We start from the raw sequence: 14,403 nt of genomic DNA on the forward strand, positions 1-14,403 counted from the left end.
TATATAATAGGATGAAGAGTTCGTAAAATAATATTGGCCAAAAGTGAGAGAATTTGTAAAAAATGAAGAAAGCATTCGGCAAATGCGAGGAAAATCATGAGAAAAAGGGGCTTTATGACGAGAAAAATCATCTTTCTGGATGTGGACGGTACCATCATCGACTATGATAATCATATACCGGAGTCTGCTGTGGTCGCCATTCGCAAGGCACGGGAAAAGGGCCATCTGGTCTATGTCTGCACAGGTCGCAGCAAGGCTGAGATGCCGCCGGAAATTTGGGATATTGGCTTTGATGGCATGATTGGGGGCAACGGCTCCTATGTGGAGCATGAGGGGGAGGTTATTCTGCACCAACTGATTCCGCGAGATGTCGCTAAAAGGCTAGTCGACTGGCTTCAGGAGCGGGAGCTAGAGTTTTACCTAGAGAGTAATAACGGTCTCTTTGCAAGCAAAGGCTTCCGCGAAGCAGCACGACCAGTGCTTCGGACCTATGTACTTGGAAAAGGTGTCAATCCAGAAAAAGTAGTAAATATGGAGGCTGAAGAAGCTCTTCATGGCCTGGTTTATGGTGGGGAGATCTACCGGGACGACCTGAACAAAGTCAGCTTTATTCTCAGAAGCTATCAAGACCATCTGAACTCTAAGTCAGCTTTTCCTGAACTTAAGGCAGGTACTTGGGGAGGAAAGGACGAGCATGCTCTCTTTGGTGACTTGGGCGTCAAAGACATTACCAAAGCGCATGCCATTGAGCTTCTCCTGAAGCATCTGGATGCTGACAGGGCAGATACTCTGGCTTTTGGCGATGCCAAGGTTGATATTCCTATGCTGGACTATTGTCAGGTCGGGGTCGCTATGGGAAATGGCGGAGCGGAAATCAAGGCCATGGCTGATCTGGTGACAGACTCGGTCAGCCAAGACGGTCTCTACAAGGCCTTTGAAAAGTTAGAACTCATCTAAAGGAGAGATGATTGATGGCAAAAACACTTTATCTGATGCGGCATGGGCAAACCTTTTTCAATCAAGAAGGCTTGGTGCAGGGAGCTTGTGACTCCCCTCTGACTGAACTGGGACAGGATCAGGCACACCAGGCAGGAACTTATTTGAAAGAGCGGGGCATTCGTTTTGGTCAGCTCTATTCGTCCACTCAGGAGCAAGCTTCTGATACGCTGTAACTTGTCTCTGGTCGAACCGACTACACTCGCCTTAAGGGCATTAAAGAATGGAACTTTGGTCTTTTTGAGGCTCAGCCTGAACGTCTGCAGCCGAAATTTCGACCAGGAGCTACCTCTTTTGAAGACCTCTTCGTTTCCTATGGCGGAGAAGGTGTGGACCAAGTCGGTGAGCGCATGCTGGTCACTCTGACTGAGGTCATGGAGCAGGCAGGAGCAGAGCCAGTCTTGGCCGTCAGCCATGGCGGTGCCATGTGGGCCTTCTATCTCAAGATTGCAGCTCAAGCCCTGGACCCCAAGGTACGCTTTGGCAACTGCGCCATCTGCCATTACCATTATGAGAAGGGCTATTTTAGGCTGGCAGAAGTTATTGACCCTCTGACGGGGAGTGTGTATGAGTGTGAATGAAAAATCTGGTTTCTTATAGAGAAACCAGATTTTTATTATACAAAGATAAAACTAACTGTATCATCGTTCTGTTACTTCGACTGGGTCAAGAATCAGAAGCTCACCTTTAGTAAACTCTCTCACACTAGCCTTTATATGCATATTTTGTCCAATGCCAACTCCATCTCCACTAAAATTTTTAAATATTGAGGTCGGAACAACATCATTAAATTGAAAAGCTGGGCCAGGAGTAGCAAGATCAGGTCCAGGATAATCACCTGCATAAATTAGAATATCATAGCGAGTTTTATAATTAGCATGAGGATTTAAATAAGCAATATAACCATTAAATTCTACTGTCTTGCCTTTGTATTTTTGAACGAAGGAAGAAATTGCTGTTGGATCTTCAGTCTGTAAGATGGCAGCAAATTCTGGATTGTTGTCAGGAGTGATAGTTTGTGGTTCAGGTTTTTTTGATGATTCAGATGAGCTTGAGGAAGATTCGGAAGAGCTAGAAGAAGATTTAGTATCAATTGAAGAGGAACTGGAATTTTCCTTTTTTTTATTACCTTCTTGATTCTTTTCCTCTTTTTTAAAAGTGTGATAGGTGACTGTAATATGAGCATTTTTAGGAATTTTTTCTCCCTTTTGAAACTCCGTCTTTCCTTGAATAGATACACTTTCAATTTGTCCATCTTTTATAAGCCAGCCGTTGATAAGATCTTCAATTTTCTCAGTTTTCACATTTGTAAAACCAGTATCCTCTAGTTGACTAACAATCACTTTATAATTTTTTTGATTAATGTTTTCTGACTCTATTGGTAAAGAAAGCTCGTTAGAATTTTCTTTAGAAGACGAAAAAATACCGATACAAACAAAAGCAACTATTGCAATTGTTACTCCAACAATCATAAAAATTTTCTGATACTTTTTATGCTGAATTTCTTTTTCAGTAAGTGGCCTAATATCTACTATAGCTTCACTGGCAAATAAACCAAAGACTCCAGTATTTCCTTGATGTTTAACTTCGATTTTAACTTTATTTTTATCAAGTGCTAAATCTTTTAAACCTTTTTCAATTGCATCCTCAGTCGTTTTTCCTTTATATATAGTCATAATATCTCCCACCTTTTTCAATTTAAATTTATATAAATCTCTGATACTATATATAATACAGAAACATGTTTATGTCAATAAGTTTTTTGCATTATTATCTAATTTTATAATAATTTGACATTGAACTTATCCCCTTCAGCTAACTGGAGGGGATGAATTTTTTATGTTCTTCTAAGTTCAGTATATGTAAATTCTTTTTTCTTTTTGCTGATTTCCCCTTCTGCCTTCCACTCACTGCGAGTAAAGACCATGGAGAGTAGTGCCAGAGCCGCAAAGGCTGCTCCTACATACCAATAGGGAGTATCCAGTGTCGTGGAGCGGCCAGATAGGTTGACGATGCCACGGAAGAGCATGCCGGTTGTCATAATGGCTACAGCCGAGTTCCAGAGGTTGAGGCTGAGCCGAGAGAGGTTAGGGATGACCTTCATGAAGAGCAGGAGTAGGATGCCGCCCGCTAGAGGAATGGCAAAGAGATAGTGCATGTGGCTAGATGTTTCGCCGAAACTGAAAGATTCATAGATTCTGCTGAAAGCAAAGAAGAAAATAGTTAATAGTGCGTAGATAAGGGCCGTTTTTCTAAAACGTTTTTTGCTGGGATTAGTAACCGATGTAGACAATATCACTCACCGACCTTTCTGAGATAGTATTTCCGTTGGTTGTAGGTTTGTTAATGACCTGACCGTTAAAGTAAAGTGTAGAGGAGCCGCCGCCATCAAGGTTGTAGGCAGTCTTGACTCCGTAAGATTTCATGATTTCGGCCATCTGGTAGAGGGAAAGCCCCTCGCTTTCTGAGGTGCGTCCGTCTGAAACGATAATGATATAGTGGTTTTCATCAATGATACCGATAGCTGTCCGTGGATTGGAAGACATGGACTGGCCGACTTCGGAGTTGGTATCAACGACAATCTCACCATTTTCTACAAGAGATGGGCCGAAGGCCAAGAGATTGACCACACCGTCTTTGACCAGTTGATCAGCAGAGATTTCATTTTCGTAAATGATTTTAAAAGAGCCGTCTTTGTAAATGGCCAAATCACCATTGCTGGAGTCTTCTCGGACGGTATCGCGGTAGACGACGCCGTTGCGGATGACATAGCCAGTTGTGTTGGCCCCATAGTAGTCGCCATTGACCGCTAGGATAGCATTGTTGTTGGCGGCCGTTTCTGAAGTTTTGGCTGTGACATTGTTTCCGTAGGTGTTTTGGGCAAAGGCTGTTTTCAGGTATTCTGATGAGCTGACGGTCACATCAGCCATGTAGACTTGGGTGTTGCTGACGGTCTTTTCAGTCAGCGTGACCGAGATGTTGTCGTCTGAATAGCTGGTATCCGTCACAGTTGCTGTTTCCGCAGCCTTGCTGGCAGCCTCGGCATTGGACGATGAACTTGTGCTTGAAACCGTGGAAATGGTCTCTGCGATGACGAAGGTTTTCAGCATGGAGTAGCTGAAAGAAGCTGTCAGAAGCAGTCCGAAAATGGAGGCGTAAGCATAGCGTTTCTTTAAAAATTTCATGATGCGGTGTTTGTCCTTTCCTTAAAAATAAATCTCTTTTGCACCATCCAGGAGGCGGTGAAGAGCAAGATGCCGACGATGATTTTGACAATCAGAAGATTAAGACCAAAGACAGCATAGAAGAGGCGAATCAGCAGTGTGTCCAGGATAAAGAGCACCACAGCTAGGCTGAAATAGCCAGTTCCTGTCTTGAGTATACTGTCATCGTTCTTAAAGACCAGCCTTTTATTGGTCGAGTAATTAAAGATTGAGCTGGTCACGCGGGCAATCCCGTTAGCTAAAAGAATTCTCAGGCTGGTCGGCACAGCAGTTAAAAACAAGAGAGCCATTGCATAGACGATGTAGTCCACGACGAAACTGCTGAGAGAAGTCAGGGCAAATTTAAAAATATTTTTATAAATCATGAGCCCATCCTGAATTGGCCGAAAGTGGGAGCCTTGATTGTCATTGATATAGACCGTCTCAATGGGCACTTCCAAAATGGGATATTCCTTGCTGGCTTCTAAGAGCATGTTCATTTCATACTCATAGCGCTGCCCCTCTACCTTTAGCATAAAGGGAATCATGTTGGTCGTAAAGGCTCGTAAGCCTGTCTGGGTATCGGAGACATCCACCCCAGTCTGGGCTTTGAAGAGAGCTCGAGTCAGACTATTGCCGAAGCGGCTGCGCAGAGGCACCTTGCCAGTAAAGGCACGTGCTCCCAGAATCAGCTGATTGGGATTTTCAGAAGCTTTGCTCGCTACGCGGAAAATATCCCAGACCTTGTGCTGGCCATCCGCATCTGCTGTTACCACCGTTCCATAGATCTTTAGTGCTTGGATAAAGGTGAAAGCAGTTTTCAGCGCTTGCCCTTTGCCTTGATTGACCTGATGACGGAGCACGGTCGCGTATTGCTCTGCCTGCTCAAAGACTATCTGGCATTTGGAAGAGCTGCCGTCATCGATAACAATGATATGAAAATCACTTTTATGGTGAATTTTTTTTATCAGCTTAATAAGATTATAATCAGGCTCATAGGCCGGAATCACTAGATAATCCATATCCATACCTCTTTCTTAGATGATTTGTAGAAAGTATACAGACTGCGGCTTAAAGATTCCTAATATAAGTTAGTTTTAAGAAAATGTTAACATTTCTTTAAGGAAAGAGCATGGAAAGAAGAGGATGGAAGATGTTGGAAAAGGTTGGTGGGGAGAGGATTAGAGATAAGATTGTAGAATAAAATGTAAGATGGAGCAGAGAAGTTTGACTTATTTTAAAAAGTAATATATAAACAGCGGTATTGGAAAGTTTCTAAAATCTTATGAAAAATTCCAAGAAGCATTTGTTTGGGATAGTATTCGTGGTAAAATATTGGAAGATGAATAAAAAGAAGAATATAGATTGGAAAAGGATGAATGCTCAGTATCAGGCATCCAGAAAACGAGGAGAAGCGAATGAAAAGATTCCAGAATTTTAAATGGCAGATGTGGCATGTGCATTTGATTGGGATAGTGGTGTTTTTTCTATCTATTTTTATCTGTGGTTTCTGGTACAAAAGTTATGAGGAAAAACTGGCTTTAAAAGAAAATTATCTTACTGTAGGCCACAATCAGGGGATAGTAGAAATTGACTATATTACATCTATACCGTCTGTGTCTGCATCCTTAAAACGCCCTCTCGATAAGGATGAATATGAATCAATTGATATTGGGCGTCATTATATAGTTTTCCAAGATTCTAGAACAAGAAAAGATGAAGGTTATACCAAAGATCCACATGAGTACTTTAAAATTCACTATTATCGTTTTGATCATAAAGGAATCAAAAAAGAGACAATGGATTTGCTTAAGATTGCGTATGAGCAAGGTTTTGTAAGGCTAAGTGGTAGAATAAAGTTATACGGCGATGGTAATGATGACTATGTTGGAGTTTGGACTAGAGAAAAGCAAATGCTCTATATCAATCTCCGGACTCAGAAAGTTAGCAGGAAAGAACTAAGAGAACTATTTGACTGGGAAATTAAAGATGATATTACTGGTAAGGATGCGATTACATGGGTCAAAAGAGAGGAGAAATGATGATTAAAAGAGTATACCGAGGTTTTATTTCATTATTCCTTTTTTTCCTTTCTCTCTTTCTGCTCTGGTTATTGGGGATAAAAAATTTAGAAAGTCGCCTAAAAGCAGGCTACCAAGCTCAATATTTTAGTGGAAAAGTTCAAGTTAAGAGCTTCATTCCTGATGATAAAAGAAATTGGGCATCTTTGGAAGTGTCTTATATTTATACTGAAAATGTTGGGAGTAAGGTTTATACTTTTCCTATTAAAAAAAATATGAGTTGGTTGGATCTTGTTTTGCCAGCCTACAAAGGAGAGGTTTCTTATCCAATATCTTCTAACACGCCTGCATATTCAAGAGATGGATTGGGTAATTATGGTTATGAAATATACGAACCAATAATCAAGAAGGTCTTTGAAGAAAAAAAGGAGTATAAAATTATTGAGAGGGATTTTGCAAAAAGGTTACAAAAGTCATCTGAGTTAAAGGGGGCTAGAATCAGTCTTAAAAGTACTTTTTCTGATAACTTTATAGGTAGTCAATCACTCCATTGGCTCGATGAATCCAGGCTAAGTAATATACAAAAAGGTCATTCTACTTTTGGCGGCGCAGAAGAACTATCTGTGAAAGATGCAATTGCAAATGGTCTAATTTACGTTAGTATCGATTTACCGAATAATTTGAGCAATAATGAGAAGACAGAGTTTTTTAAAAAAAGCCTGAAAGAATTGAACGATGAAGAGCCTTTGCCAAATGGTATTTATCGTTTAAAAGGTGAAGAAAAAGGTTTTGCTGTTGAGGATGGGAAATTAAGATTGGAGAATTGGTGATGAGAAAATATCGTGGGAGTGTAAATTTTAAAGATGAAGATTTTAAGGTAGAAGTAATTTTCATTTTGGTTTATTACTTTGGTATATTTATTTTTCCAACGGTAGTGATTGATGATAAAGTTTTTATGTCAATCTCAGATTTGAAATCAGTTGATAGTATTAATCATTCTAATCTGGACTTGCTAGTATCGATGTCATGGTCAATCTCGCTTGTTTTGGTGTTGTCATTTATTCTGAAACGTATTCTACTGCACAAGAATTTAGAATTTTTAGCATTTCTGCAAATGTTTCTTTGTATGATCTATTGCGTCGTGGCTCTCTTCTATTTTAAAAATATTTTTAAAGTATTATTGCATTATAACCAGATTGGTTTATTGTACGATGTCCGTCATTTCTGTTTATTAGCCATTTTAATTGTAAATTATCAAAGTTTGAGAAACTTGCATAAACAAGAGAATCAGTATACTAGTTTAGTTGACATGCTTCACCGCATCCTATTTGCTGAAAAATAGTATTAGATAAAGACGTATTTATAATATGTATCAAAAAAACGACCATAACGGTCGTTTTTTTGCATTAATGCACTCCCAATTCTTCCTGATCGATTTTATGGGCTGTTCGGTAGGCTTGGTAAAAGATAAAGACAGCTAGAGCAGTCATGGCTGGAACGATGACGGGGATGTCGGTTTCAATAGCAGTCAGCGGTGAGTTCCAGAAGAAGTGGAGGACGAAGGCTGCTAGGAAGTAGAAGAGCCCTGCTCGGAAGTGGTTTTTCTGAGTCTTGGCATAGCGCAGCATGAGAGCTAGACCGAGAGTGGTTAGGGCAGTGTAGAGCCAGTGAGAGGCAACGCCGCCTGTGATGCGGCCTAGGATACCAGAGATAGTGAAGGAGAAGCCTTCGGGCAGGTCAGAGAGGATATAAGAGAAATCCTCGCTAATCTGAAAGCCCATGCCAGCTGTAATACCCAGCATCAAGAAGGATTTGAGCTTTTTGACGGGGACTAGATAGACTGCGAAGGCAACTGCCAACAGCTTGAGGGGTTCTTCAACCAGCGGAGCTGCGATAGCATTTTCTAGGTCGCTGAGCAGAGTATTTGGGAAGCTCGTGCTGACCCACTCGTGGATATAGGTGTTGGCCAAGCCAGAGGTCCAGCCAGAAATGAAAAGGCCACCTAGCAGAGCTACCCCAAGACTAAGTGCAGGCGTCTGCCATTTTTTTCCCAGTTGACGAATCAAGAGCAGGGAAGGAATGATATAGAGCAGGGCCAAGAGGGCTGATAGTCCGACAATCCCATAGGAAGTACCTGACATACTGCCAGTAGTATAGGCTTGTGTCTCGTATTCTAAGCCAATCGCGCTCAGAAGGAGAAAAATGAAAAGAACAATATTTTTCTTCATAAGTAACTTTCTAAAATTTTATTTTCATCCTAGTATAACAAAAAAATCCTAAATAAAACCAATTTAAAAACTGGAAATTAAGGGCTAGTATAATACTTTACTTGCCAAACTGTCTCTTTTTGTTTATATTAGTTCTATAAGGTTTCTTGGAGGCGTTTGCATGTCGAAAAATCTGTTGAGGTTGAAATTGCTGGGAAGTCCGAGTGTCTTTCTCAATCAAGAGGAAGTCTTTTTTCCTTTTGCCAAAATCAATGCTCTGCTTTACTATCTTCATATCAATGGTGCAGTCAATAGAGAAGAGATTGCAGGAATCCTATGGGAAAATAAGGATAATCAGACCGCCAAAAAGAATCTGCGCAACACGATTTATCAAGCTAACAAGCTACTAGGTGGGGAATGGATTGTCGCTCCAAACCGGACTGTGCTGTCGCTTAATCCCGAGTGTGCGATTGAAAGTGATGTAGAACGTTTCACAGACCATCCAGCGGAGCATCTGTCGCTCTATCAGGGGGATTTTTTGCAGGGCTTCTATCTCAAGGACAGCGAGGCCTTTGATTACTGGGTGTCCAAGATGCGGACGCGATATGAGCAGCTTTATATCCAAGCCTGCTACCAGCAGCTGGAAGCGGAAAAAGACCAGCTGGATTTGGAAGAGGCTGAGCGGAATTTGCGCCGCTTGATCAGCATTGATGAGTTTGATGAGAAGAACTATCATCTGCTCATGAAGCTCTATCAGGATAATGATCGGCCTGGAAAGGTCATTGAGACCTATTACAAATTGCTGAATCTCTTGGATAAGGAACTGGGCATTAGTCCTACGGAACCTATCCAGCAACTATATCATGAGGTGCTAGCTAAGGACCGTAGCGAGCGCAAGACCAAGCAGTTTCTGCGCAATACGGATCACTTTTTCGGGCGGGTCGATGAAATTAAGCGCTTGGAATCTTATTTCTCCAAAGTGATAGAGGCTCAGGAGGCGCGTGCTCTGGTCCTAGTCGGTGGTACTGGTATCGGAAAGCGGACAGTGACTCGTCAAGTATTGGCCAATCAGACCAAGTATTTCCAGATTGTCATGGCTGAGTGCTTCAAGGAAGAGATGAAGGCAGAGCTCCAGCCTTGGCGTAGCTTGCTGGACGGCTTGGGGGACTTGGTTATTCAGCACCAGATTCTCTCTATCAGCCAGTGGCAGGTCATTTTGGAGAGTTATTTTCCCATTTTGACAGGCGGCACTTCTAGTCTTCAGTTGGATGCGGACAAGATAGCTCAGTTTGTGGTGGATATTCTGCAGAAGATTTCTAAGAAAAAGGCTTTGATAATCTTAATTGAGGACTGTCACTGGATGGATAAGGCCAGTGTTGCTGTCTTGGAGCAGGTTATGAATCATTTGACCGGCTATCCTGTGGCCTTTGTGCTGACCAAACATCTGAGCACCCCTTCTTATTTGGAACATTTTTTCAATCACCTGCTGGTACGCAATAAGCTGGGCTTTATTGAGCTGCAGCCGCTGAATTTTAAGGATAGTGTTGCTTATTTGCAAGCCCAGACGGGTCAGCTAGCCATGTCTGAAGCACGCCTTGAGGATATTTATCGGGTCAGTCAAGGCATCCCTTTCTTCCTGTCGGAATACGCTGAGCAGCTCCTGCGAGGAGAGAAGTTTTATCCGTTGACTCCGGCTATTAAGGCTAAGCTGTCTCTGAAGCTGGATTACCTGAGCAGCCAAGAGGAGGAGTTGGTAGACTACCTGGCTTGCTTTAGGGCTCCTGCGTCGGTTTCGCTCTTAGCTAGGTTATTAGGCCTGCCGATGGAAGAAGTGGTCGAAATCACTGAGGAGTTTGGACAGAAGCAGCTGTTGATGGAAGAGGAGCAGGGCGAGGACTTGGTGGTGCGATTCAGCCAGGAGCTTCTAAGAATCTACGCCTATGAGCGCTTGTCACTTGCCAAGAAACGAATGCTGCATCACCAGATTGCCCAAGGCATGGAAGACCAGCTGGGAGACTCTCTCCAGCATGCCCAGCTGCTCAATGAAATCGCCTATCACTACAAGATGTCCAAGCAGCCCATTAAGTCTCTGGAGTACGAGCTGCATTATCTTGAGGCTACCTTGCAGTTTCATCACGAGCTCTTTCCGATTTACTCACGGGAGTTTGGCTTTATCGAAAAGACGGATGATAGCAATCAGTCAGCGGTTTTAGACCAGTTTGACCGTATTCGTCGGGAAATAGAGGGCTTAGAGAGAAAACACCAGAATCACAAAGATTTTCAGCTCTTGGTTCTCCGTTTCCTCTATCTAGAAGGGCGCTATGCTATCCGGACAGGGGATTACCAGCAGGGGATGGACAATATCCAGCAGGTGATTATTTCGGCCAAGGAGCTGCAGCAGATGGATTTTCTCTTAGAAGGCTATCGGCAGATGATTTATTACTGCATCCAGACAGAGAATATCCCTGAGATGCGCTACTATACGGAATTGGCTCTGGATGCTTCGGTCCAGGCCAACAATCACGAAGCCATTGCCATCAATCTCCGGCTCAAGGGGCTCTATCATCTCATGATTGGGGATGAGGAGCAGTCGCTCCACCACCTCTACCAGTCTATCGACTGTTTCAGCTTGACGGCTTCGCTGCGTTCCAAGTACTCAATTCAGATTGCGGCGGCTCTAGACTATCTGGCGGAGATTGAGCAAATTCGCGGGAATTTCACGGCATCTCTGGCTCATCAGAAAGAGGCCATTAAGCTGACGGAAAATAAGACAGCAGAGCCTTCGATTTTTGCTTTCTACATCAGCTTGGGCATGACCTATTATCAGCTGAAAGATTATGAGCAGGCAGAGCGAATTTTCCTCAAGGCGAAAACAGCTCTGAAGTCCCTTAGCTTCCCTTGGAAAGAGACCCAGTTGGAAGTTTATTTGGCCTTGATTGGCTATGAGAAGAGAGACTACCAGCCGATGCTTGATCTGCTGCGGAAAAAGGATAGTCTCATCAGTCGCTATGGCAATCCGAGGGACAAGGGGCTGATCTACTATCTGATGGCTGTGATTAAGTATGGACTGCTGACCGGAAACTTGCAGGGAGCAGGCTTTGAAGTCTTGCTGGATCAGGACTTTGACACCTACTATGAAACGGCTAAAAGCCAGCTCAATCCCTACCGAGACCGGCACCAGCTAAAGGAATTAGAAAACTTACGTCAGAACTTGTCTCAGGCATTAAACGCACGATAAAAGAGGATGAAAGCAATGTTCATCCTCTTTTGATGTTTGTAATGAAGTTTTTAAATGCCCATCAATCGTGTGCTTGTGCCCAGACTTGGGTCAGGTAAAAGACAAAGCTGGCAGCCAGATTAGCCGTATGGTTGTCTATATCGTGAGGCGGAGAGACTTCGACGATGTCAAAGCCAATCAGTTTGCCTGAGGCGGCGATGTGCTGGAAGATCAAAACAGCCAGATTGGGATTCACACCCAGTGACTGAATGGCACTGACACCAGGAGCGGCACCAGCTGAGAAGCAGTCAATATCAATGGTCAAATAGACCTGCTCCTTGCCGGCTAGAAAGGTATCAACCACTTTACAGACTTCCTTGTAACCCATTTGGTACATATCCATTCCAGTCAGAAACTGGATAGCCTTGGATTTTGCCACAAAGTCAAAGAGAAAGAGATTGTTATTATGCTCCTGAATCCCTAGGATAAGGTAGTTAAAGGCCTGCTTCTGAGCCAGAGTGTCATCGAACATCTGGCGAAAACCGGTACCAGAGTTGGGACCAGTCTGGTCATAAGGCCGCAAATCAAAATGGGCATCCATATTGATAACGGCCAAGTCTTGGTCAGGAGCTAGTGACGACTTAAGTCCCAGATAGTGACCGTAGGCTGTTTCGTGGCCGCCCCCTAGGACAATAGGCCGGAGATTGAGCTCTCGCAGGCGTTTGACTGCTCGAGCCAAGCTTTGCTGCAGCTGCTCCAGAGAGCGATTAGGACCGTCAATATCGCCAACATCAAAGACGCGGACGTTTCTGCCCAGATGCCAAGGAAGCTTGGCCAGCTGGGTTCGGATAGCTTGTGGCCCTTCGACAGCCCCCACTCGGCCGTGGTTGATATAAACTCCTTTGTCACTCTTGAAGCCAATCAAGGCAAAGTTAACGCCGTCAAAGGGTTTTAAGTTAGGGTCATTTAAGTCCAAAAACTCAATAACCATCCCCCATTTGGCAGCATATAAATCATCATCCAGTCTCTTATGATAGTAGCTGTTATCTAGCTGATAGTAATCTTCTAACATGATTTTGTCCTTTTCCATAACGATACTTGCGACTTTATTATAAGAGTTTCCGCTAAGCCTGTCAATGACTTTTGGCGGGAAAAGAAGCCCAGCTGAACGAGAGCGGGCTTCTTATGTTAGTTTTTTTACAGAGCCACCAGCTTTAGAACTGAATGCTCAAGTCTACAGCCTTTTCAACGGCTGCTAGGAATTCTTCGTTTTCAATCAGCTCAGAAGCCTTGTTGAGCTCTTCGTAGATTTCAATGTCCTTATCAAACTCGATAAAGCGGACATGCTGACGGAAGAGGTCATAAGCTGGCTTGGTTCCCTTGCCTAGTTCATGATTTTCTGGTTTCAGATCTAGAGCTTGGCAGGCTGCCATGATTTCTGTTGCCACGATGCGGCGAGAATTCTTAAGAATTTCAGCTGCCTTACGTGCTGCAGTAGTTCCCATGCTGACAAAGTCTTCTTGGTTTTCACAAGATGGGATAGAGTCTACGCTGGCTGGATGAGACAGAACTTTGTTTTCAGATGCGAGTGAAGCACAAGCATACTGGGTAATCATAAAACCAGAGTTGAGTCCTGGGTGTTTGACTAAGAAGGATGGAAGCTTGCTCAGTTGGCTGTTGACCAAACGTTCTACACGACGCTCGGATACATTTCCGATTTCAGAAATAGCGATGCCGAGGAAGTCGAATGGCTGTGCCATTGGTTCTCCGTGGAAGTTACCGCCTGAGATGACGTGGCCTTCTTTTGTGATGATTGGGTTATCTGTAACTGAGTTAATCTCAATCTCGACCTTGGTCTTGACATAAGCGATAGAGTCCTTGCTGGCACCATGAATCTGCGGAATACAACGCAGGGTGTAAGGGTCTTGGACCCGTTGTTGAGTGGCTACGGTTGTGTTGCCACTGCCTTCCAGCAGGTTGCGGATATTGCGGGCTGTAGCTAGCTGTCCGCTCTGAGGTCGAATGGTATGCAGGTCTTCTTCGAAAGGACTGGTAATACCATTATGGACTTCCATGGAAAGAGCACCAGCGACATCTGACAGCTTAAGCAGCTGGATGGCATCATAGGTAGCCAGAGCTCCGATACCTGTCAGGACAGTCGTACCGTTAATCAGCGCCAGCCCTTCCTTGGCTGCTAGAGCAATTTTCTCGATACCGGCCTTGTCCAAAGCTTCTTGTCCAGAGAGCAATTCACCTTGATAGTAAGCGCGGCCCAGTCCTAGCATAGGCAGAACCATGTGAGCCAGGGGAGCTAAGTCACCAGAAGCTCCCAAAGATCCTTTTTCCGGAATGTAAGGCACGACACCTTTATTGAGCAATTCCAGAAGCTTTTCGACAGTAGAGAGACGGATACCAGAATATCCCTTGACCAAGGAATTAATCCGGATTAGCATAATCGCACGGACTGCATCTTCAGGTAGGGGATCGCCGTAGCCTGAGGAGTGCGTCCGAATTAGGTTTTCTTGCAGTTGAGTCGTATCTTCTGGTGAGATGCTGACATTGCAGAGAGAGCCAAAGCCAGTTGTAACACCGTAGACTACCCGCTTTTCGCGGACGATGTCATCCACGATTTTGCGGGAAGCTTCTACTGCTTTCTTAGCTTCTTGGTCGATTTCGCAAATGGCTCCATGACGAGCTACTGCGATGACGTCTTCTAAAGTAAGGTGTTCGCCATCCAAATTAATTACATGTGTCATAAG

12 protein-coding genes and 1 pseudogene are annotated in these 14,403 nt (G+C 43.7%); 6 read left to right on the top strand and 7 right to left on the bottom strand.

The window, feature by feature from the left end:
• Positions 1 to 114: 114 nt before the first annotated feature.
• Together K1J09_RS04515 and K1J09_RS04520 are read left to right on the top strand one after the other, a co-directional pair.
• Entirely contained in the window at positions 115 to 957 is an 843-nt protein-coding gene (locus K1J09_RS04515) for an HAD family hydrolase (RefSeq protein WP_223323074.1), read from the top strand.
• Positions 958 to 971: 14 nt separating this feature from the next.
• Positions 972 to 1,577 (top strand): annotated as a pseudogene (locus K1J09_RS04520) (histidine phosphatase family protein).
• Positions 1,578 to 1,637: 60 nt separating this feature from the next.
• On the opposite strand, the gene K1J09_RS04525 reads toward K1J09_RS04520, so the two are convergent.
• From K1J09_RS04525 to K1J09_RS04540, 4 genes are all read right to left on the bottom strand, one after another.
• Positions 1,638 to 2,672 carry a DUF4839 domain-containing protein gene (locus tag K1J09_RS04525; RefSeq protein ID WP_002914358.1) on the bottom strand — a complete coding sequence of 345 codons (1,035 nt, stop codon included), beginning with the start codon at positions 2,670 to 2,672 and terminating at the stop codon, positions 1,638 to 1,640.
• 161 nt (positions 2,673 to 2,833) lie between these two features.
• Positions 2,834 to 3,289, bottom strand: a complete 456-nt coding sequence (locus tag K1J09_RS04530) for a hypothetical protein (RefSeq protein ID WP_223323076.1) — start codon at positions 3,287 to 3,289, stop codon at positions 2,834 to 2,836.
• The gene (locus K1J09_RS04535; RefSeq protein ID WP_223323078.1) at positions 3,270 to 4,181 is read right to left on the bottom strand and encodes a phosphodiester glycosidase family protein; all 912 of its coding nucleotides are present in this window, start codon (positions 4,179 to 4,181) and stop codon (positions 3,270 to 3,272) included. Before K1J09_RS04535 ends, K1J09_RS04530 begins: the two co-directional genes overlap by 20 nt.
• Complete coding sequence (locus tag K1J09_RS04540; RefSeq protein ID WP_223323080.1) at positions 4,178 to 5,227, bottom strand: bifunctional glycosyltransferase family 2/GtrA family protein; 1,050 nt, start codon at positions 5,225 to 5,227, stop codon at positions 4,178 to 4,180. Before K1J09_RS04540 ends, K1J09_RS04535 begins: the two co-directional genes overlap by 4 nt.
• Before the next feature lie 390 nt (positions 5,228 to 5,617).
• On the opposite strand from K1J09_RS04540, the gene K1J09_RS04545 reads away from it, so the two are divergent.
• From K1J09_RS04545 to K1J09_RS04555, 3 genes are read left to right on the top strand one after another with little or no spacing between them, the layout of a single operon-like run.
• Positions 5,618 to 6,241, top strand: coding sequence for a hypothetical protein (locus K1J09_RS04545; RefSeq protein ID WP_223323082.1), 624 nt, complete (start codon positions 5,618 to 5,620; stop codon positions 6,239 to 6,241).
• Positions 6,217 to 7,050 (top strand): hypothetical protein, encoded by an 834-nt coding sequence (locus K1J09_RS04550; protein WP_002901408.1) that lies wholly within the window; start codon positions 6,217 to 6,219, stop codon positions 7,048 to 7,050. Before K1J09_RS04545 ends, K1J09_RS04550 begins: the two co-directional genes overlap by 25 nt.
• Positions 7,050 to 7,562 (top strand): hypothetical protein, encoded by a 513-nt coding sequence (locus tag K1J09_RS04555; RefSeq protein WP_002901407.1) that lies wholly within the window; start codon positions 7,050 to 7,052, stop codon positions 7,560 to 7,562. The genes K1J09_RS04550 and K1J09_RS04555 overlap by 1 nt, the downstream gene beginning before the upstream one ends.
• Before the next feature lie 64 nt (positions 7,563 to 7,626).
• Here the strand turns inward: K1J09_RS04555 and K1J09_RS04560 are convergent, their stop codons facing one another.
• Positions 7,627 to 8,448, bottom strand: a complete 822-nt coding sequence (locus K1J09_RS04560) for a PrsW family intramembrane metalloprotease (RefSeq protein ID WP_002901406.1) — start codon at positions 8,446 to 8,448, stop codon at positions 7,627 to 7,629.
• A 160-nt stretch (positions 8,449 to 8,608) separates the two neighbouring features.
• Between K1J09_RS04560 and K1J09_RS04565 the strand changes: the two genes are divergently transcribed.
• Positions 8,609 to 11,665 (top strand): AAA family ATPase, encoded by a 3,057-nt coding sequence (locus K1J09_RS04565; protein ID WP_125356079.1) that lies wholly within the window; start codon positions 8,609 to 8,611, stop codon positions 11,663 to 11,665.
• A gap of 61 nt (positions 11,666 to 11,726) precedes the next feature.
• On the opposite strand, the gene hutG is transcribed toward K1J09_RS04565, so the two are convergent.
• Positions 11,727 to 12,716 carry a formimidoylglutamase gene (gene hutG, locus K1J09_RS04570; RefSeq protein ID WP_317627832.1) on the bottom strand — a complete coding sequence of 330 codons (990 nt, stop codon included), beginning with the start codon at positions 12,714 to 12,716 and terminating at the stop codon, positions 11,727 to 11,729.
• A 142-nt stretch (positions 12,717 to 12,858) separates the two neighbouring features.
• The gene (gene hutH, locus K1J09_RS04575; RefSeq protein ID WP_223323086.1) at positions 12,859 to 14,400 is read right to left on the bottom strand and encodes a histidine ammonia-lyase; all 1,542 of its coding nucleotides are present in this window, start codon (positions 14,398 to 14,400) and stop codon (positions 12,859 to 12,861) included.
• Between the last annotated feature and the right edge of the window lie 3 nt (positions 14,401 to 14,403).

It is taken from the genome of Streptococcus sanguinis, from assembly GCF_019928825.1.
Taxonomy (GTDB): Bacteria; Bacillota; Bacilli; order Lactobacillales; family Streptococcaceae; genus Streptococcus; species Streptococcus sanguinis_L.